At 67.2% G+C, this 19,132-nt stretch carries 14 protein-coding genes and 6 pseudogenes; 4 read left to right on the top strand and 16 right to left on the bottom strand.

Annotation, left to right across the window (positions count from 1 at the left end; all coding sequences use genetic code 11):
* Positions 1-384: 384 nt before the first annotated feature.
* The 9 genes and pseudogenes from holA to ACFJI0_RS21460 all read right to left on the bottom strand — a co-directional run bounded on the left by holA (position 385) and on the right by ACFJI0_RS21460 (position 7,414).
* Complete coding sequence (gene holA / locus ACFJI0_RS21420) at positions 385-1,437, bottom strand: DNA polymerase III subunit delta (protein ID WP_382322239.1); 1,053 nt, start codon at positions 1,435-1,437, stop codon at positions 385-387.
* 22 nt (positions 1,438-1,459) lie between these two features.
* Entirely contained in the window at positions 1,460-1,999 is a 540-nt protein-coding gene (lptE, locus tag ACFJI0_RS21425; RefSeq protein ID WP_382322240.1) for an LPS assembly lipoprotein LptE, read from the bottom strand.
* Positions 2,000-2,009: 10 nt separating this feature from the next.
* The gene (gene leuS / locus ACFJI0_RS21430; protein ID WP_382325769.1) at positions 2,010-3,818 is read right to left on the bottom strand and encodes a leucine--tRNA ligase; all 1,809 of its coding nucleotides are present in this window, start codon (positions 3,816-3,818) and stop codon (positions 2,010-2,012) included.
* Positions 3,793-3,987 (bottom strand): annotated as a pseudogene (locus ACFJI0_RS21435) (hypothetical protein); the annotation flags it as partial. The pseudogene ACFJI0_RS21435 and the gene leuS, both read right to left, overlap by 26 nt.
* 144 nt (positions 3,988-4,131) lie before the next feature.
* Positions 4,132-4,692: pseudogene (locus ACFJI0_RS21440) on the bottom strand (class I tRNA ligase family protein); the annotation flags it as partial.
* A gap of 114 nt (positions 4,693-4,806) precedes the next feature.
* Positions 4,807-5,241, bottom strand: a complete 435-nt coding sequence (locus ACFJI0_RS21445; RefSeq protein WP_382153181.1) for an ExbD/TolR family protein — start codon at positions 5,239-5,241, stop codon at positions 4,807-4,809.
* 79 nt (positions 5,242-5,320) lie between these two features.
* A complete protein-coding gene (locus tag ACFJI0_RS21450; protein WP_382153179.1) occupies positions 5,321-5,998 on the bottom strand; it encodes a MotA/TolQ/ExbB proton channel family protein in 678 nt (225 codons plus the stop codon).
* A gap of 31 nt (positions 5,999-6,029) precedes the next feature.
* The gene (gene dapB / locus ACFJI0_RS21455; RefSeq protein ID WP_382322241.1) at positions 6,030-6,851 is read right to left on the bottom strand and encodes a 4-hydroxy-tetrahydrodipicolinate reductase; all 822 of its coding nucleotides are present in this window, start codon (positions 6,849-6,851) and stop codon (positions 6,030-6,032) included.
* Positions 6,848-7,414, bottom strand: a complete 567-nt coding sequence (locus tag ACFJI0_RS21460; RefSeq protein WP_382153176.1) for an outer membrane protein assembly factor BamE — start codon at positions 7,412-7,414, stop codon at positions 6,848-6,850. Before ACFJI0_RS21460 ends, dapB begins: the two co-directional genes overlap by 4 nt.
* A 188-nt stretch (positions 7,415-7,602) precedes the next feature.
* On the opposite strand from ACFJI0_RS21460, the pseudogene fur reads away from it, so the two are divergent.
* Positions 7,603-8,047: pseudogene (fur, locus tag ACFJI0_RS21465) on the top strand (ferric iron uptake transcriptional regulator).
* A 112-nt stretch (positions 8,048-8,159) separates the two neighbouring features.
* On the opposite strand, the gene hprK reads toward fur, so the two are convergent.
* The 3 genes and pseudogenes from hprK to hpf all read right to left on the bottom strand — a co-directional run bounded on the left by hprK (position 8,160) and on the right by hpf (position 10,147).
* Complete coding sequence (hprK, locus tag ACFJI0_RS21470) at positions 8,160-9,110, bottom strand: HPr(Ser) kinase/phosphatase (protein WP_291113686.1); 951 nt, start codon at positions 9,108-9,110, stop codon at positions 8,160-8,162.
* A gap of 93 nt (positions 9,111-9,203) precedes the next feature.
* Positions 9,204-9,675 (bottom strand): annotated as a pseudogene (locus ACFJI0_RS21475) (PTS sugar transporter subunit IIA).
* 142 nt (positions 9,676-9,817) lie between these two features.
* A complete protein-coding gene (hpf, locus tag ACFJI0_RS21480) occupies positions 9,818-10,147 on the bottom strand; it encodes a ribosome hibernation-promoting factor, HPF/YfiA family (RefSeq protein WP_291113681.1) in 330 nt (109 codons plus the stop codon).
* 230 nt (positions 10,148-10,377) lie between these two features.
* On the opposite strand from hpf, the gene ACFJI0_RS21485 reads away from it, so the two are divergent.
* From ACFJI0_RS21485 to corA, 3 genes are all read left to right on the top strand, one after another.
* Positions 10,378-12,159: an ATP-binding protein gene (locus tag ACFJI0_RS21485; RefSeq protein ID WP_382322242.1), complete on the top strand. Its 1,782-nt coding sequence runs from the start codon at positions 10,378-10,380 to the stop codon at positions 12,157-12,159.
* A gap of 207 nt (positions 12,160-12,366) precedes the next feature.
* Positions 12,367-13,458, top strand: coding sequence for a patatin-like phospholipase family protein (locus tag ACFJI0_RS21490; RefSeq protein WP_382322243.1), 1,092 nt, complete (start codon positions 12,367-12,369; stop codon positions 13,456-13,458).
* A gap of 211 nt (positions 13,459-13,669) precedes the next feature.
* Positions 13,670-14,656, top strand: a complete 987-nt coding sequence (corA, locus tag ACFJI0_RS21495) for a magnesium/cobalt transporter CorA (RefSeq protein ID WP_382153164.1) — start codon at positions 13,670-13,672, stop codon at positions 14,654-14,656.
* Between the two features lie 6 nt (positions 14,657-14,662).
* On the opposite strand, the pseudogene ACFJI0_RS21500 reads toward corA, so the two are convergent.
* From ACFJI0_RS21500 to ACFJI0_RS21515, 4 genes and pseudogenes are all read right to left on the bottom strand, one after another.
* A pseudogene (locus ACFJI0_RS21500) lies at positions 14,663-15,356 on the bottom strand (5'-methylthioadenosine/adenosylhomocysteine nucleosidase).
* A gap of 136 nt (positions 15,357-15,492) precedes the next feature.
* Positions 15,493-17,182 (bottom strand): annotated as a pseudogene (locus ACFJI0_RS21505) (long-chain-fatty-acid--CoA ligase).
* A 200-nt stretch (positions 17,183-17,382) separates the two neighbouring features.
* Positions 17,383-18,807, bottom strand: coding sequence for an NAD(P)(+) transhydrogenase (Re/Si-specific) subunit beta (locus ACFJI0_RS21510; RefSeq protein WP_382322244.1), 1,425 nt, complete (start codon positions 18,805-18,807; stop codon positions 17,383-17,385).
* Positions 18,804-19,127, bottom strand: a complete 324-nt coding sequence (locus ACFJI0_RS21515) for an NAD(P) transhydrogenase subunit alpha (protein ID WP_382322245.1) — start codon at positions 19,125-19,127, stop codon at positions 18,804-18,806. Before ACFJI0_RS21515 ends, ACFJI0_RS21510 begins: the two co-directional genes overlap by 4 nt.
* Positions 19,128-19,132 lie beyond the last annotated feature (5 nt).

Raw genomic sequence — 19,132 nt, forward strand, 5'->3', positions numbered from 1 at the left:
ACTGAGACCTCGCGTCAGGCCAGTGGCGGGATCCGACTGCTCCGGCCCTGCTCGCGGGCGTCTGCCTAGGTCCGCCCCCTCCCCTTCGTCAACACCGTTGTTGGCACGCCCCCTCTGCGGCAACCGCGAATGGGGGCCTGCGCATTCGGACGCCGCCACTGTCCTGCGAAACAACGTAGGCACACCCAGCTTGGTACGCCACCACTTCTTTGGGGCGGGTGGTTTGGTCATGAGGGCGCTGGCCCCATTCGCGGTTGCCACAAAAGCTTGCGCGCTCACCCGGTGTTGATGAAGTGATGTCTGCGCGCTCGGGCAGTCGCCCGCGAGCGGCCGGCGCCAGCATGACCGGACCACCCGACCTCGCCAACCCCTTGGAGTGAAAAACTACCGTACCGAGCAGGCCAAAGAAACCTTCATGGCCATCTGTTGCAAAGCCTGCCAGGGATCGGCCGGCCAGGTAGGCACCTTGAGGCCCTTGACGATGCCATCCACCGTGTGCGCATCGTCGAGCCAGCGCGAGAGGGTGGCGATGCTGAGCAGAGGAATCGCCCGCTCCATGAGCTTCTCCTTCACCCCCCACACCCGGTTCTCGCGCAAAGCCATCGGCAACGGCCGCCCCGCATCCATCGCGGTGCGGATGCGGTGCAGCGTGCGGATGTCTTCCGACAAAGCCCAATGCACCAACACCGGCGCCTCGCCCTCCGCCTGCAAACCGTCCAGCATGCGCTGCACCCGCTGCACCTGCCCCCCCAGCACCGCCTCGGCCAGCTTGAAGGCGTCGTAGCGGGCCACGTTGAGCACCGCCCCCTCCACCTGCTCGAAGCTGAGCTCACCCGCGGGATGCAACAGCGCGAGCTTCTGGATCTCCTGGTGCGCCGCCAGCAGGTTGCCCTCCACCCGGTCGGCGAAGAACTGCAGCGTGCGCTGCCCCTCCTCGCCCGAGGCCACGCGTTGCCCCTGCTGCTGCAGGCGCTGCGCGATCCACTGCGGCAAGGCCTTGCGGTCCACCGGGTCCAGCTTCACCGTGGCGCCAAAACTCTCCAGCGCGGCGAACCAGGCGCCCTTCTGCGTCGCCATGTCCAGGCGCGGCAACAGCACCAGCGTGAGCGTGCTGTCGTTGCCCTGCGAAGCCTCGGCAATCTGCTGCAACACCTGCGAGCCGTCCTTGCCCGGCTTGCCGGAAGGGATGCGGATCTCGATCAGCTGCTTGTCGGCGAACAGGCTGATCGAGCCGCCACTGGCCAGCACCTCGCCCCAATCGAAATGCGCGCCCGCCACGGTGTGCACCGTGCGCTCGGTGTAGCCCTGCTCGCGCGCCACCGCGCGGATCGCATCGGCCGCCTCCTGCACCAGCAAGGGCTCGTCGCCGTGCAGGGTGTACAGGCTCTTGAGCCCGCGCTGCAGTTGGGCGGTGAGTTGGGGTGCGGCGATCTGCATGGGTCTCGCGGGGCGCTGTTCGTCAGAGGGATTTCACCGCCGCCATGCGGCGCACGACCTGCTGCACGGCATCGCTCACCATGTCCCGATACAGCAGCTCTTCTTCGGCCGCCTTCGAGAGCACGACCGTTTCGTTGAAGCTCAGGTCGCGTTCGAGCAGCAGCTCCGTGTCCTCGATCAGTTCCTTGTCCATCGCCGTGCGCAAGCGGAAGGTGAAGCGCGTGCGCAGCTGCAGTTCGCGCACCTGGCCAGCGGCCGTCTGGCCCACGGCGATGCGCTCGCGCTGGTCGGCAACCACGGTCAACACCACGTCGGCGGGTGCCGCACCGCTCACCACCTGCAGGCCGTTGGTGAGCAGCGCCTTCCGCAACTCGTACGCCACGGGTGTGCTCGCGGCACTGGCGAAGCGCACGGTCTTGAAGGCGAAGGTGGGCGCCTGGCGCAGCTTGAAGCCGCAGCCGGCAACGCCGCCCGTCAGCACCACGGCGCCCGCCGCCAGTTGCAACAGCGCGCGGCGGCGCGTGGCGGAAGGGGACGAAGGGAGCGCGCGGTGGGTTGGCATGTATCGACTTTCAGATGACCACGTTGACCAGACGGCCGGGCACGACCACCACCTTTTTCGGCGCGGCGCCCGCGGCCTGCTTGATGAAGGCTTCGCTGGCCAGCGCCGCCGCCTCGATGGCGGCCTTGTCCGCGGCGGCGGGCACGGTCACGCTGCCGCGCAGCTTGCCGTTGATCTGCAGCATGAGTTCGATCTCATCGCGCTGCAGCGCGGCGGGGTCGGCTTCGGGCCAGGGCGCATCGAGCAGCTCGCCCGCGTAGCCCAGGTCGCTCCAGAGCGTGTGCGCGATGTGCGGCGTGGCCGGGTAGATCGAGCGCAGCAGGATGCCGAAGCCTTCGGCCAGCGCCGCGTTGTCGCCCGCGGAGCCGTCGGGCTTGAAGTCTTCCAGCGCGTTGAGCATCTTCATCGCGCCCGAGACCACGGTGTTGTATTGCATGCGCTGGTAGTCGTAGTCCACCTGCTTGAGCACGGTGTGAATTTCCAGCCGCAGCGCCTTGGCGGGCTTGGACAATGCCTGGCCCGCCACGCCGGCGGCGAGCGCGCCCAGGCCAGCGGTGGCCGAGAGCTTCACGCCGAAGGCCCACACACGGCGCAGGAAGCGGTAGCTGCCCTCCACCGCCGCGTCGTTCCACTCCAGCGTGGCTTCGGGCGGCGCGGTGAACATGGTGTACAGGCGCGCGGTGTCGGCGCCGTATTTCTCGATCAGGTCCTGCGGGTCCACGCCGTTGTTCTTGGACTTGGACATGGTGCCCACGCCCTCGTAGTCGATCGGCGTGCCCACGGGCAGCATGCCGTCGCCGCTGGTGGCGGGGTTCTTGAGCTTGGCGCCCACGACCTTGCCGGTGTCGTCGAGCACGTGCTCCACGTCGTGCGGCCAGAAGTAGTCCTTGCCGCCCTTGGCGGTGCGCCGGCTGTAGATGTGGTTGAGCACCATGCCCTGCGTGAGCAGGTGGGTGAAGGGCTCGTCCACCTTGACCAGGCCGAGGTCGCGCATGACCTTGGTCCAGAAGCGCGCGTACAGCAGGTGCAGGATGGCGTGTTCGATGCCGCCGATGTACTGGTCCATCGGCATCCAGTAGTCCGCGCCACCAGCGACCATCTGCTCGTCGTTGGTGGGGTCGCAGTAGCGCATGAAGTACCAGGACGAGTCCACGAAGGTGTCCATGGTGTCGGTCTCGCGGCGCGCGGGCGCACCGCACACGGGGCAGACCACGCCGGCGTGGAAGCCCTCGTGCTTGTGCAGCGGGTTGCCCGAACCGTCGGGAATGCAGTCCTGCGGCAGCACGACCGGCAGGTCCTGCTCGGGCACGGGCACGGCACCGTGTTCGGCGCAGTGGATGATGGGGATGGGGGTGCCCCAGTAGCGCTGGCGGCTCACGCCCCAGTCGCGCAGGCGGAAGGTGGTCTTCTTCTCGCCCATGCCCTTGCCGGCCAACAGCTCGGCGACCTTGTCGACGGCGGCCTTGTAGCCCAGGCCGTCGAGCACGTCGGAGTTCACGCACACGCCGCGCTGCTTGTCGCCGTACCAGTCGGCCCAGGTGTCGGTGCTGAAGGTTTCGCCATCCACCGCCACGACCTGCTGGATCGCGATGCCGTACTTGTTGGCGAACGCGAAGTCGCGCTCGTCGTGCGCGGGCACGCCCATCACGGCGCCGTCGCCGTAGCTCATGAGCACGTAGTTGCCGACCCACACGTCCACCTCCTTGCCGGTGAGCGGGTGGGTGACGGTCAGGCCCGTGGCCATGCCCTTCTTTTCCTGCGTGGCGAGTTCGGCTTCGGTGGTGCCGCCGGTTTTGCACTCTTCGATGAACGCGGCCAGGGCCTTGTTGCCTTCGGCCGCGTGCGCTGCGCAAGGGGTGTTCGGGCGCCACGGCGCAGAAGGTCACGCCCATGATGGTGTCGGCGCGCGTGGTGAAGACGTACATCCGGCCGCCGCCGATGGGCGCGCCACCGGCGTCCTGGATCGTGTGGGGGAAAGCGAAGCGCACGCCCTCGCTCTTGCCGATCCAGTTTTCCTGCATCAGCCGCACCTTGTCGGGCCAGCCGTTGAGGGTGGCCTTGGGGTTGCCGATCTGCACGTGGTCGAGCAGCTCGTCGGCGTAGGCGGTGATGTTGAGGTAGTAGCCCGGGATCTCGCGCTTCTCGACCACGGCGCCGGTGCGCCAGCCCTTGCCGTCGATCACCTGCTCGTTGGCCAGCACGGTCTGGTCCACCGGGTCCCAGTTGACGACCTGGGTCTTGCGGTAGGCGATGCCCTTTTCCAGCATGCGAAGGAACAGCCACTGGTTCCACTTGTAGTAGCTCGGGTCGCAGGTGGCGACTTCGCGCGACCAGTCGATCGCCAGGCCCATGGCCTGCATCTGCTGCTTCATGTACGCGATGTTTTCGTAGGTCCACTTCGCGGGCGGCACGCCGTTCTTGAGCGCGGCGTTCTCGGCCGGCAGGCCGAAGGCATCCCAGCCCATGGGCATGAGGACGTTGTGGCCCTTCATGCGCAGGTGGCGCGCGAGCATGTCGTTGATGGTGTAGTTGCGCACATGCCCCATGTGCAGCTTGCCGCTGGGGTAGGGCAGCATCGAGCAGGCGTAGAACTTCGACTTGCCCGCATCCTCGCTCACGCGGTAGGCGTCGATGGCGTTCCAGTGGGCGTGCGCGGCGCGCTCGACTTCCTTGTGGGCGTATTTGTCTTGCATGAACCAGGGGCCGGACCAGCCGGGGACGGGGTGAAAGGAGAGAGGGCGCGCGGTGGCGCGGGGAGATGCGGGATTTTAGGCCTTGGCCCGATCCGCACGCCCGTGCCCCGGCATTCAGCGCGCGGCGGGGGGCGCGCTGTCGGCCACGAAGCCGATGCGCGAGAGGCCGGCGCTCTGCGCCAGGCCGATCAGCTGCACCACGCGGCCATAGGGCGCGGCGGCGTCGGCGCGCAGCTGCAGCTCGGTGGCGGGGTTGCGCCGGGCAGTCTCCTGCAGGCGCTGGCGCAAGGCGTCCTCGGCCAGGGGTTCGTCGTTCCAGTGCAGCTGACCCTGGGCGTCCAGGGCCAGGGAAACAAAGGCATCGGCCGCCGCCGGGGCGGTGGCGGGCACCTCGGCCTTGGGGAGTTCCAGGGCCAGCCGGCTGGCCATGAAGGGGGCGGCAATGATGAAGATCACCAACAGCACCAGCATCACGTCCACCAGGGGCGTGACGTTGATATCACTCATGGGCCGGTCGCCCGTGGGGCGCTCCAGCCTGCCGAAGCTCATGCCCCCACGCTCCGCCGCTGACGCGGGTCGCCGCCCCCCGAGGGGACTGACCTGCCTTGGGGCAGCCCGGCGGCAGGTCTCACGATGGACTCCCTGAATGCGCCAGCAGCTCGCGCAGGTCGCGCGCGAAGCCTTCCAGGTCGGCCTCGATGCGGGCGATCTGGCGGCCCAGCACGTTGTAGGCAAGCACGGCGGGAATCGCCACCGCCAGGCCGGCGGCGGTCATCACCAGCGCCTCGCCCACCGGGCCGGACACCTGCTCGATGCGGAAGGGCCCGTCCAGCCCGATGCCGGTGAGCGCGTGGTAGATGCCCCAGACGGTGCCCAGCAGGCCCACGAAGGGCGCGGTGGAGCCCACGGTGGCCAGCAGCACCTGGCCGAACTGCAGGCGGTGCAGCACGCGGTGCAGGGCATCGCGCAGCACACGGGTGAGCTGCTGCGAGCGGTCGCCGGCAGCGGCCAGGGTGTGGGGTGCTGCGCTGTCCAGGCCGCGCGCGGCCTGCAGCAGGGGCAGCACGATCCGCTGCGGGTCGAAACGGCCCAGGCGCGCCTGGGCGTCGTCCAGGTCGCTGGCCTGCCAGAAGGCGGCGGTGCTCAGGCTCAGGTCGGCTGCGGCGCGGCGCAGCAGCCAGGCCTTCCAGAGAATGACCACCCAGCTCGCGACCGACATGGCCAGCAGCAGCAGGGCCACGGCACGGCCGAGCGCGTCGGCCTGGCTCAGGGTTTGCAAAAGCCCGACCGGGGCGCTGGCGTCCATGGCGCTGGGGTTCTTCTGCCGGGACCCGGGCTCAGCGCAGGCTGAGCACGTCGAACATGTCGTACAGCCCGGCCGGTTTGCCCGCCAGGAAGCGCACGGCGCGCAGGCTGCCCTGCGCGTAGGTGGTGCGGCTGCTGGACTTGTGCGTGATCTCGATGCGCTCGCCGGTGCCCGCGAACAGCACGGTGTGGTCGCCCACGATGTCGCCGCCGCGGATGGCCGCGAAACCAATGGTCGACGGGTCGCGCTCGCCGGTGACGCCTTCGCGCGCGTAGACCGCGCATTCCTTGAGGTCGCGGCCCAGCGCGTCGGCGATCACCTCGCCCATCTTGAGCGCGGTGCCGCTGGGCGCGTCCACCTTGTGGCGGTGGTGCGCCTCGATGATCTCGATGTCGTAGCCCGTGGCGATGGCCTTGGCCGCCATCTCCAGCAGCTTGAGCGTGACGTTGACGCCCACGCTCATGTTGGGCGCCATGACGATGGGGATCTGCTTCGCGATCTGCGCGATCTCGGCCTTCTGCGCGTCGGTGAATCCGGTGGTGCCGATGACCACGGCCACGCCCAGCTTCGCGCATTCGCGCAAATGCGCCATCGTGCCCTCGGGGCGGGTGAAGTCGATCAGGAACTGGCTGCCCGAGAGGCCGGCGGTCAGGTCGGCGGTGATCGCAGCACCACTGGCCTGCCCCGCAAAGCCCGCCGCGTCCTGGCCGATGGCCGGGCTGCCGGCGATGTCGAGGGCGCCGGTCAGGGTGCAGTCGCCGCTGTCGCGCACGGCTTCGACCAGCATTTGGCCCATGCGGCCGCTGGCGCCGGCCACACACACGCGCAGGGCGGCGTTCAAGGCGGCGCTCAACGTGCCGCTCCCGAGCTCTCCAGCGGTGGGTAGACGGTGTCGGGCGATGGCGCCGGCGGCGTCGGCTCGGGCGCCAGGGGGGTGTTCTTGTCCTGGAAGGATTTCAGCTGGGCCTCGGTGGCCTGCAGCGGCGGCACCTTGCCGAACTTGCGCCGCGCGTCGAGCGAAGCCACGAATTCCACCTCGCTGGGCAGCTCGTCGCCTTCAAAACGTTCGAGCGTCTCGCCCTTGAAAAACGCCGTCAGCTTGCGCTGCTGGGGCTCCTGGCCCTGGCGGCGGAAGGTGAATACGTAGTCCCAGCGGTCGGCATGGAACACGCTGGACAGCAGGGGCGAGCCCAGGATGTCGCGCACCTCGGCCCGCGACATGCCAGGCTTGAGCGCCTGCGCCTGCTCACGCGTGACCACGTTGCCCTGCACGATGTCGATCTTGTAGGGGGTGATGATGGTCGGGACGTAGCTGCAGGCCGAGAGCGAGGCCACGGCCATCAGCGCGCACAGGGCGTGCGCCAGACGCGGGGACGGCTTCGTGGAACGGGCGCGGCGGGGTGAGAGGAAATGCATGTGGGCTGACCCTGGAGGCGTAACGCCGTGTGCCGCACAGGGGAAAAATGCGGCAGCCGGCGGACGCTGGCGATATGATCCGGTCATTGTAGCCCCGGGGTCCTGCACCGGAGGGCACCCACCCCAGGGGTCGGCGATGCCCGGTGGCGCTCATTTGCGCCTGTTTCAACCCCTTGCACCTGCCTGCCATGACCAACATCGAAGAACTCAAGAGCACGGGGCTCAAGGCCACCCTGCCCCGGCTGAAGATTCTGGAGGTGTTCCAGAACGCCAAGCAACGGCACATGACGGCCGAAGACGTGTTTCGCGTGCTGCTCGAAGAACGCTCGGACATCGGCCTGGCCACGGTCTACCGCGTGCTGATGCAGTTCGAGCAGGCGGGCCTGCTCACGCGCAGCAACTTCGAGTCGGGCAAATCGGTGTTCGAACTCAACGAAGGCCAGCACCACGATCACCTGGTCTGCCTGGACTGTGGCCGGGTCGAGGAGTTTTTCGACGCCGAGATCGAGAAGCGCCAGCAGATGGTCGGCCAAGGCCCGTGGCTTCGTGCTGCAAGAGCACGCGCTGTCGCTCTACGCCAATTGCAGCAAGACCGACTGCCCGCACCGGGGCAACGTGCACCGCGTCACCTGACGAACGCACCCGGGTTTTCTTCTCAAGAAGCGCCGCGGAACTGGCTTTGCCAGGCCGCAGGCACTGCCCCCTGGAGGGGGTGACGCCGCAGGCGGCGCGGGGGGTGTTCCTTCTACTCACTGCGCGACATGGCCGCGCGGTGGCGTGAGACGAACTCCTGGTAGGTGTCGATGCCGCGCAGCTGCAGGATGGTGTTGCGCACGGCCGCTTCCACCAGCACGGCGATGTTGCGGCCGGCCACCACCTGGATCACCGCCTTGCGCACCGGCACGCCCAGCACGTCCTGGTACAGCGGCTCGTGGGGCATGCGCTCGTAGTCCCGCTCCATGGTTTCTCGGCGCACCAGGTGCACGATCAGCGAGAGCCGCATCTTGCGGCGCACCGCGGTCTCGCCAAAGATGGCCTTGATGTCGAGCAGGCCGATGCCGCGCACCTCGAGCAGGTTCTGCAACAGCTCGGGGCAACGGCCCTCGATGCTGGTCTGGTTGATGCGGTAGAGGTCCACCGCGTCATCGGCCACCAGGCCGTGGCCGCGCGAGATCAGTTCCAGGCCCAGTTCGCTCTTGCCCAGCCCGGATTCGCCGGTGATCAGCACGCCCATGCCCAGGATGTCCATGAACACACCGTGCATGGAGGAACGGTCGGCGAAGTGGCGCGAAAGATAGGCACGCAGCACGTCGATGACAAAAGCCGCCGACTCCTGCGTGGAGAACATCGGGATCTGGGCCCGCTCGCACATCGCGGTGAGGGCGTCGGGCGCGGTCTGCCCGTCGGCCACCACCAGCACCGGCGGCTCCAGCGTGACGATGCGCGCCACGCGGCGTCGGTTGTCGTCCTCACTGGGGCTGGTGAGGTAGGCGACTTCGCGCTCGCCGAACACCTGCACGCGGTAGGGGTGGATGTAGTTGAGGTACCCGACCAGATCGGCGCCGGAACGCGCGGCGCGAATGGCAACCTCGTCAAAACGGCGCTCGGAGGCCCCGAGGCCGGCGATCCACTGCCATTTCAGGGCGTCGCGATGGTCCTCGAACAGGACATCGGCGCTGACGACGGTGGGTTTCAAGGCGAGTGGCGCAGCCGCAGGGCCGCCCCAAGGCTGGTCAGCCCCCTTGGGGGGCAGCGACCCGTGAAACGGTGAAGCGTGGCGGCTCAAAATTCAGGCGGCGGCGTGGGCCGACTGCCAGGACGTGATCAGCTTGTGCAGCTCGGCAGCATCGGTGGAGGTCTTCATCTGCTCGCGCAGGGCACTGTCGCTGAGCATCTCGGCGATCTCGGACAGGATTTCGAGGTGCTTCTGCGCTGCGCACTTCGGGCACCAGCAGGAAGATCATGAACTGCACCGGCTGCTCGTCGGGCGCGTCGAAGCCGATCGGGCTGGCGAGCTGGAACACCGCGGCCAGCGGCTGCTTGAGACCCTTGATGCGCCCGTGGGGGATGCCGACGCCATGGCCGAGCCCGGTGGAACCGAGGCGCTCGCGCGCGAAGAGGCTGTCGGTGATCAGGGCGCGGTTGAGTCCGTGCTCGGTTTCAAACAGCAGGCCTGCCTCTTCGAATGCGCGTTTCTTGCTGGTGGCGTCAACGCCAACGAGCACTTGCACGGCGGGCAATATGGCGGAAAGTCGGTTCATGTGGGCCCTTTCGGACCGCAAATTATGCCGAGTTGGTGTCCCTTGGCTAGACTGCGGGCACAAAAAAGCCGCTTGACATATCAAGCGGCTTGCTGCAATGCAACATTCTTCACGCTCCCGGCGCCGGGAGCCGTGAGCGGGGTCACATCAAACGTTTGACCGTACCGTGGTGATGGTCTTGCGTCTTGTCCTTGTAGCGCAGCACCTGGCGGTCCAGTTTGTCGGCCAGTTCGTCCACCGCCGCATACAGATCGGCATGGACGCTTTCCGCAAACAGGTCGCGCCCTTTGACGTGGACATTGCACTCGGCCTTTTGTCGCAGGTCCTTCTCCTTGAGGTTGTCCACCGTCAACAGCACCTTGATGTCGACCACTTGATCGAAGTGTCGGGAGATGCGTTCCAGTTTGGTGGTGACGTAACCGCGCAAGGCGGGGGTGACCTCGAGGTGGTGACCGCTGATCGTCAGGTTCATAGATGAGCCTCCATTTGCTCCGGGTTGACACAAGCCGCCTGGGGCAAGACCTCCCGACGGCCACGGGGATGTCTTGAGACCACTATGCCCATGAATGCTCGCCGGCGCAAGCCACACGGGGCAACAAAGCGTGATAAACCGATGAAACGCCGCAGTGCCAGAAGCGTAAACTGGCAGCCACACGGGAGTTGGCACGCGACCGAGGGGTGGCCTCAGGTACGAATTTCTTCATGCCCGACACCGTCGACACGTTGAAGCTGGAACAGCGCCTGTTGCAGGAGCAGGTAAGCATTCTCTTGCGCCACCTGCCGGGCATGGCGGTGGGCACCGTGTTGCTGGCCAGTGGCGCCGCCTGGCTGCTGATCCTGCAGCATCAACCATCGAACTTGGTGCTGGGCTGGTGGGCAGGGATGGCGCTGTATTCGGCCTTGCGCCTGGTGCTGTACGGTGGCCGGCACCGATACCCCGTCACCGACGCCAACGCCCGCCGGTGGGCGCTCGTGCTGGTCGCGGCCTCGGGCGGCGCCGGCCTGATGTGGGGCTCGATCACGCTGCTTTTCTTCACCCCCGATGACCTGTACACGCAGGCCATCATCGCGATCGTGCTGTGCGGCATCCTCTCCAGCGCCACCCAGTCGATCGGATCGTACTGGCCCGCGCACCTGGCGTTTGCCATTCCCTGTTCGCTGCCATTTTCGATCCACTGCCTGATCGAGGGCGGTTCGGCCTTGACCATCCTGGGGCTGCTGTCGCTGCTGTTTCTGGTGTTCACCGCCTCGTTCGCGCGCAGCATTCCCCTGTCGCTGCGGCAATCGATCCAGTTGCGCATGGAGAACGAGGCACTGATGGACCACCTCACCCGGGCCAAGGAGCATGCCGAAGCGTCCGAGCGCCGAAAGACGCGGTTTCTCGCCGCGGCCAGCCACGATCTGCGGCAACCCATCCACGCCATGGGCCTGTTTGTCCCCGCGCTTCAGCGCCTGGTGCGGCACGCTCGGCCGTCCCCTCAGGCGCTGGCCGATATCGCCGATCGCATGCATTCGGTGCTGGAGAGCATGGGCCAGTTGCTGCAGGTGCTGATGGAAATCTCCCGGCTGGACTCTGGCGCCGTCATGGTTCGAAGGGCCCCCTGTGCGATCAACCCCGTCCTGTTGCAGGTCGGCGAGGTCTTGCGCGGCCAGGCGAAGGCAAAGGGCCTTCGGCTTCGACTGATGGAAACCCCTCTGTGGGTGCAGGCCGATCCCGCGGTCTTGCACACGGTTCTGCTCAACCTGGTGGCCAACGCGGTGCGCTACAGCGAGCGCGGCGGGGTGCTGGTGGGTGCCCGGCGACGGGGCGACGAGGTGGAGATTCAGGTCTGGGACACCGGCATCGGCATTCCGGAAAGCGACATGCCCCGGGTGTTCGACGAGTTCTACCAGGCCAGCAATGCGCGCCGGGCATCGGCGCAGTCGCGTGGTTTCGGCCTGGGCCTGTCGATCGTCCATCGCTCGGCGGAGTTGCTGGACGCGCGCCTCAACGTGCGCTCGCGCGTGGGCCGGGGCTCGGTGTTCTCGGTGTTCCTGCCACGCTGCGATCCCGTGATCGAGGCGCCCGCCCCCACCAGGACATCTGCACCGGCTGCGCCCACTCAGGTGGTGCTGGTGCTGGACAACGACGAGCAGGTGGTTCGCGCGCTCACGCATTTGCTGAGCGGCCTGGGCCATCGGGTGCTGGGCGCACAGACGATGCGCGACGCCCTCGTCCTGGCATGGAACAACAGCGCCTCGATTTCGCTGATCGTGGTCGACTACCACCTGAGCGAGACCTTCGATGGCCTTCAGGCCATCTCCCGACTTCGGGGCATTCTCGAACGCGAGGTGCCGGCCCTGGTGATCACCGGCGACGCGAGCGTGCACTTGACAGACGAGGACCTGCGGCAGGACATCACCCTGCTGAACAAGCCCGTCGATCCCCGCGCGCTGCAGCGCTGGATGGCCGAGGCCGCCCCATCGGCGGCGGCGATTGTTTAGGATGTGACGGTTCACACCTTTCGACACCCCTTTGTCCCTCGACACCCTCATCACCCACAACACGCTGCTGCCTGCGTCACCCGAATACGGTGACGGCGCCTGCGCGCTGGTGCTCATGGGGGGCGGCGCGCGCACCGCGTACCAGGTGGGCGTGCTCAAGGCCGTGGGCGCCCTGCTGGCGCAGCGCGAGCGACCGCGGGCCCGGCGGTGCCGGTCTTTCCGTTCCAGTGGCTGTTCGGCACCTCGGCCGGTGCGCTCAACGCGAGTTACCTGGGCAGCATCGCCACCCAGGGCCTGCCCGCGCTGTCGCAACTGGCGACGTTCTGGAGCGGCCTGCGCTCGGAACGCGTCTACCGGCTCGAAGCGCCCGGCTGGGTGCGAGCGAACCGCGTGGTGGCCGGGCTCACACTGGCGCGGCAGGTGCGCCGGCACCGAGCACTGCTCGACACGCTTCCGCTGGTGGACACCCTGCACCGCGCGATCGACCTGCAGGGCCTGGAACGCGCGCTGGAGCAACGGCTGATCCATGTGCTGGGCGTCACGGCATCGAGCTACACGACCGGCGAGCACTGGACCTTCTGCCAGACCCGGCTTCGCCACCCGGTGCAGCCCTGGCACCGGCCGGGGCGGCGCTCGGAGTTCCAGCCCATCACCATCGAGCACCTGATGGCTTCGAGCGCCATCCCCTTCCTGTTCCCGGCCGTGCCACTGTGGGTGGACGGGCACAAGGAGCATTTCGGCGACGGTTCGATGCGGCAGCTCTCGCCGCTCTCACCGGCGATCCAGTTCGGCGCGCGCCGCATCCTGGTGATCGGTGTCGGCCAACCCCAGCGCGCCGGCCTGGCCGCGCGCAACGGCAGCGAGCCCACCGCAGGCACCATCGCCGGCCACGCCATGGCCAGCGTGTTCCACGACACCCTGCAGGCCGACGTGGAGCAGACCCAGCGCGTGAGCCAGACCCTGGCGCGGCTGCCACCAGCCCTGGCCACCGCCTTGCCCTACCGGCCGGTGGAGGTGCTGGCGATCCAGCCCAGCTTCTCGCTGGACGAGCTCGCGAGCAAGCACATCCGCGAACTGCCCGCGCCCACCCGCAACACGCTGGCGGGCCTGGGCGCACTGGACACGCGGCGCGGCGCGGCCGGCAGCGCAGCCGCGCTGGCGAGCTACCTGCTCTTCGAACCGGGCTTCGTCAACGCCCTGATCGAGTTGGGCGAACATGACGCCTGGCGGCGAAAGGACGAACTGATGCGCTTTTTTGGCGCATCCGAAGACCTCGGGGCCGGCACCGCAGTGCCATAATTCGGCCTGTTTCACACATGGAGACCCGCATGGAAAGCACGCCCCCCAGTTGCGTGCTTTCAGCCACCCCCGCGACCGTCTGAGCGCCGCCCCCGAGCGGCTTTGGGTCAGGCGGCCGGACGGCTGAAAGCAGCACCCGAACCGCCCCCGAGGCCCGCGGAGCCGGCCTCGACCCTTTGCCAGACAGCACGAAACCGCCGGGAGCGCCGTCATGCTCAACGTATTCACCCTGGCCAATGGCCGCCTGTTCCAGGAAGAAATCGAGTCGCTCGAAGAGCTGGCCCGCTTCAAACCCATCTGGGTCGACCTGGAAGACCCCACCCCCGAAGAACGCCGCTGGGTCAAGCAGCACTTCGGCCTGTCGATTCCCGAAGACGCGATGGACGAGGACATCGAGGAATCGGCGCGTTTCTTCGAGGAAGACAACGGCGAGCTGCATGTGCGCTCGGACTTCCTGATCGACGACGACGAAGACCCGCGCGCAGTGCGCGTGGCCTTCATCCTGAACGAGCACAACGACACGCTCAAAAGCCGGGGCGTGCTGTTCTCCATCCACGACGAGGACGTGCCGGTGTTCCGCCTGCTGCGCATGCGCGCGCGCCGCATGCCGGGCCTGATCGAGGACGCCAAGGACGTGCTGCTGATGCTGTTCGACGCCGACGCCGAGTACTGCGCCGACACGCTCGAGGACATCTACGACGAGATCGAGACCGTGAGCAAGAAGGTGCTCGACAGCAACGCCTCGGACAACCTGCTGAGCGAGGCGCTCTCGGCCATCGCGCGGCACGAGGACATGTCGGGCCGCATCCGCCGCAACGTGATGGACACCCGCCGCGCGGTGAGTTTCATGATGCGCAGCCGCATGCTCAGCGTTGAACAGTTCGAGGATGCGCGCCAGATCCTGCGCGACCTGGACTCGCTCGACAGCCACACGGCCTTCCTGTTCGACAAGATCAACTTCCTGATGGACGCGACGGTCGGTTTCATCAACATCAACCAGAACAAGATCATCAAGATCTTCTCGGTGGCCAGCGTCTCGCTGCTGCCCCCGACGCTGGTGGCCAGCAGCTACGGCATGAACTTCGACTTCATGCCCGAGCTGAAGTGGCACTACGGCTACCCGCTGGCGCTGGCGCTGATGGTGCTGTCGGCGGTCTTGCCGATGCTCTACTTCCGCAAACGAGGCTGGTTGAGGTAGACCTGCTCAGCGCTGCGTCAGCAGCGCGTCGATGACCGCGCCGCTGTAGCGGCTCGCCACCTCGCGCAGGAAACGCGGGAAATCCACATGGGCCGCATCGTCGGCCCGGTCCGAGATGGTGCGCACCACGGCCAGCGGCACGCCGTAGTCGTGGCAGACCTGGGCGAACGCGGCGCCTTCCATTTCCACCGCGAGCGCATCGGGCAACGCCCCACGCAGGGCCAGGCTCTCGGCGGTGGTCGAGACGAACCGGTCGCCGCTGATCAGCAGGCCCTGGTGGCAGCGGGGCGTCTCCAGACCAAAGGCCTGCATCACCTCGGCACCGAGGCGTGCGGGCAATTCGTGCAGCACCCGCTCGCTCGCCTGCACGAGCTGCGTGGTCAGCGTGGGGTCGGCATCGAAGCGGGAGCGGCCATAACCCGGCACCTCGTGGCGCGGAAAGAGCGGCAAAGCGTCCATGTCGTGCTGCAGGAAGTGCCGGGCCACCACCACATCGCCCACGTTCACGCCCGGCGCCAGCCCGCCGGCCACGCCGGTGAACACGATGCGCTGCACGCCGAAGCGCTCGATGAGCACAGCGGCGGTGGTGGCCGCCGCCACCTTGCCGATGCCCGAAAGCACCGCCACCACGTCGTGCCCGTGCAGATGCGCAACGCCAGAACGCGCGCCCGCCCACCACTTGCTGCTGTTCGTCGGGCATGAGCGCGAGCACGGCGGCCAGCTCTTCGTGCAGGGCGCTGACGATGGCGATGGTGGTCACGGAACGGTCCCTCCTGGACGGGCAAAAGAAAAGGCGGCCGAAGCCGCCTTGCATTGTGGCGCAGCGCGCCGGGGCGTCACTTCTTGTCGCGCAACTCGCGCCGCAGGATCTTGCCCACGGGTGTCTTGGGCAGTTCGGTGCGGAACTCCACCACCTTGGGCTGCTTGTAGCCGGTGAGGTTGGTCTTGCAGTACTCGCGCACCTGCGCCTCGGTGAGGCTCTCGTCCTTCTTGACGATCACGAGCTTGACCGCCTCGCCCGACTTCTCGTCCGGCACGCCGACCACGGCGCATTCCATCACGCCGGGCAACAGGGCCACCACGTCCTCCACCTCGTTGGGGTACACGTTGAAGCCGCTGACCAGCACCATGTCCTTCTTGCGGTCCACGATCTTGAAGTAGCCGCGCGCGTCCATCACGCCCACGTCGCCGCTCTTGAAGAAGCCGTCGGCCGTCATGACCTTGGCGGTCTCGTCGGGGCGCTGCCAGTAGCCCGCCATGACCTGCGGGCCCTTGATGGCGATCTCGCCCGGCTGGCCCATCGGCACCTCGTTGCCATCGTCGTCCAGGCACTTCATGTAGGTGTTGGGCAGGGGCACGCCGATGGTGCCGCTGTACTCGGTGCTGGTGGTCGGGTTGCAGCTGGCCGACGGGCTGGTCTCGCTCAGGCCATAACCTTCGCAGATCGGGCAGCCGGTCTTCTCCAGCCAGAGCTTGGCCACCGCGCTTTGCACCGCCATGCCACCACCCACCGAGACCTTGAGGTTGCTCCAGTTGACGGTGTTGAAGTCGGGGTGGTTGCGCAGGCCGTTGAACAGCGTGTTGACCGCCGGGAAGCTGTGGAAAGTGTGCTTGCTGAGCTCCTTGAGCACGGCCGGCAGGTCGCGCGGGTTGGGGATCAGGATGGTCTTGCCGCCCGTGCGCATGGCCAGCATCATGTTCACCGTGAACGCAAAGATGTGGTACAGCGGCAGGGCGCACACGCTGGTGGGCTGCTCGCCAGCCGGCACCTTCTTCATCACGGGGTCGTTCCAGGCCTCGGACTGCAGCACGTTGGCGATCACGTTGCGGTGCTGCAGCACCGCGCCCTTGCTCACGCCGGTGGTGCCGCCGGTGTACTGCAGCACGGCCATGTCGTCGGGCTTGATCTCGGGCCGCTTGAGCGTGCCACGCGTGCCCTTGGCAATGGCGTCGTTGAAGCGCACCGCCTGCGGCAGGCTGTAGGCCGGCACCATCTTCTTGACGTTGCGCACCACGTAGTTCACCAGCGCGCCCTTGAGCAGGCCCAGCTGGTCGCCCATGGCCGTGAGCACCACGTGCTTGGTCGGCGTGTTGGCGATGCACTGCTGCAGCGTGTGCGCGAAGTTCTCGATGATCACGATCGCCTTGGCGCCCGAGTCCTTGAGCTGGTGCTCGAGTTCGCGCGGCGTGTACAGCGGGTTGACGTTGACCACCACGAAGCCTGCGCGCAGGATGCCGGCCACCGCCACCGGGTACTGGGGCACGTTGGGCATCATGATGGCCAGCGCGGTCGCCCTTGACCAGTCCCAGGCCCTGCAGGTAGGCCGCAAAGGCCTGCGAGAGGCTGTCGGTCTGCGCGAAGCTGACGTCCTTGCCCATGAAGCTGTAGGCGGTGCGACCGGCGTGCTTCTGGAAGCTTTCCTCCATCAGGTGCACCAGCGAGGGATATTGCGCCACGTCGATGTCGGCAGGCACGCCGGCGGGATAAGCCCCCAGCCAGGGACGGTTGGCCGTCGGTTCGCTCATTCAGAATCTCCTCGTTCTTGTGGATACAACAACCGGGCATTGTCAGTGGGAAGCAAGGCACGGGGCCTCGTGTTTTTCCCTTACGCGGTTCTGACAGCCCACTCTAAAACCCGCGACTGGCTGCAAGCATGCTACAAAAACCGAAGGGCCGGTGTCGCCACGGGCCCTTCGGGTATCGCTCGGAAATGGACGCTTTCGATTTACTCGACGGCCTTGGTCATGTCCTCGACGACCTTCTTGGCGTCGCCGAAGACCATCATGGTCTTGTCCATGTAGAACAGCTCGTTGTCCAGGCCCGCGTAGCCGGCGGCCATGGAGCGCTTGTTCACGATCACCGTCTTGGCCTTGTAGGCCTCCAGGATCGGCATGCCGTAGATCGCGCTGCCCTTCTGCAGGGCGGCCGGGTTCACCACGTCGTTGGCGCCCAGGATGATGGCCACGTCGGCCTGGCCGAACTCGCCGTTGATGTCCTCCATCTCGAACACCTGGTCGTACGGCACCTCGGCCTCGGCCAGCAGCACGTTCATGTGCCCCGGCATGCGGCCGGCCACCGGGTGGATGGCGTACTTCACGGTGATGCCCTTCTCGGTGAGCTTGTGCGCCAGCTCCTTCACCGCGTGCTGAGCGCGTGCCACGGCCAGGCCGTAGCCGGGCACGATGACGACGGTCTCGGCGTTGCCCAGGATGAAGGCCGCGTCGTCGGCGCTGCCGCTCTTGGCCGTGCGCTGCACGCCGCCGCCGGCCGCGGCCGCCGTGGCGTCGCCACCGAAGCCGCCCAGGATCACGTTGAAGAACGAGCGGTTCATCGCCTTGCACATGATGTACGAGAGGATGGCACCGGAGGAGCCCACCAGCGAGCCGGCGATGATCAACATGGAGTTGTTCAGGCTGAAGCCGATGCCGGCGGCCGCCCAGCCCGAGTAGCTGTTGAGCATGGACACCACCACCGGCATGTCGGCGCCGCCGATGGGGATGATGATGAGCACGCCCAGGATGAAGCCCAGCGCGATCACCAGCACGATGTCCATCCAGCTCTGCGAATGCCAGAAGCCGAAGATGAAGAAGGCCGTGGCCAGGCCCAGCACCAGGTTGAGCTTGTGCTGGCCGGCGAAGGTGACCGGTGCGCCCTGGAACAGGCGGAACTTGTACTTGCCCGAGAGCTTGCCGAAGGCGATGACCGAGCCCGAGAAGGTGACGGCCCCGATGAAGGCGCCCAGCGCGAGTTCGATGCGGTTGCCGCCCGGGATCGCTTCGCCCTTGGCGACGATGGCGAAGGCCCAGGGCTCGGCCACCACGGCCACGGCGATGCAGACCGCGGCCAGGCCGATCATGCTGTGCATGAAGGCGACCAGCTCGGGCATCTTGGTCATCTCGACCCGGTCGGCCATGAGCGCGCCGATGGCGCCACCGACCACCAGGCCACCCAGCACCCAGACCATGCCCTGTGCCTTGCCGCCGGAGAGTTCGACGATGAGCGCGGCGGTGGTCAGCACGGCGATGGCAATGCCGGTCATGCCAAAGATGTTGCCCCGGATCGAGGTGGTGGGGTGCGACAGGCCCTTCAAGGCCTGGATGAAGCAGACGCTGGCGACCAGGTACAGCAGCGTGACGAGGTTCATGCTCATTTGTGCGCTCCCTCAGCTGCGGGCGCCTTGCGCTCTTTTTTCTTGAACATCTCCAGCATGCGCCGGGTGACCAGGAAGCCACCGAAGACGTTGACCGCGGCCAGCGCCACGGCCAGCACGCCCATGGTCTTGCCCAGGTGGGTTTCCGTGAGCGCGGCGGCCAGCATGGCACCCACGATCACGATGGCCGAGATGGCGTTGGTCACCGCCATCAGCGGCGTGTGCAGCGCGGGCGTGACGTTCCACACCACGTGGTAGCCCACGTAGATGGCCAGCACGAAGATGATGAGGTTGAGCACGGTGGGGGATACGGCGTCCATAGGAG

It is taken from the genome of Hydrogenophaga sp. UC242_53 (genome assembly GCF_042696965.1).
Lineage (GTDB): Bacteria > Pseudomonadota > Gammaproteobacteria > Burkholderiales > Burkholderiaceae_C > Hydrogenophaga.

Excerpts from the sequence above, each read along its gene's own strand:
- hpf (WP_291113681.1), bottom strand. The coding sequence starts at position 10,147 with ATGAACCTGACGATCAGCGGTCACCACCTCGAGGTCACCCCCGCCTTG.
- corA (WP_382153164.1), top strand. The coding sequence starts at position 13,670 with ATGCTCAACGTATTCACCCTGGCCAATGGCCGCCTGTTCCAGGAAGAA.
- ACFJI0_RS21485 (WP_382322242.1), top strand. The coding sequence starts at position 10,378 with ATGCCCGACACCGTCGACACGTTGAAGCTGGAACAGCGCCTGTTGCAG.
- ACFJI0_RS21445 (WP_382153181.1), bottom strand. The coding sequence starts at position 5,241 with ATGAGCTTCGGCAGGCTGGAGCGCCCCACGGGCGACCGGCCCATGAGT.
- ACFJI0_RS21460 (WP_382153176.1), bottom strand. The coding sequence starts at position 7,414 with ATGCATTTCCTCTCACCCCGCCGCGCCCGTTCCACGAAGCCGTCCCCG.
- ACFJI0_RS21515 (WP_382322245.1), bottom strand. The coding sequence starts at position 19,127 with ATGGACGCCGTATCCCCCACCGTGCTCAACCTCATCATCTTCGTGCTG.
- ACFJI0_RS21450 (WP_382153179.1), bottom strand. The coding sequence starts at position 5,998 with ATGGACGCCAGCGCCCCGGTCGGGCTTTTGCAAACCCTGAGCCAGGCC.
- holA (WP_382322239.1), bottom strand. The coding sequence starts at position 1,437 with ATGCAGATCGCCGCACCCCAACTCACCGCCCAACTGCAGCGCGGGCTC.
- lptE (WP_382322240.1), bottom strand. The coding sequence starts at position 1,999 with ATGCCAACCCACCGCGCGCTCCCTTCGTCCCCTTCCGCCACGCGCCGC.
- ACFJI0_RS21510 (WP_382322244.1), bottom strand. The coding sequence starts at position 18,807 with ATGAGCATGAACCTCGTCACGCTGCTGTACCTGGTCGCCAGCGTCTGC.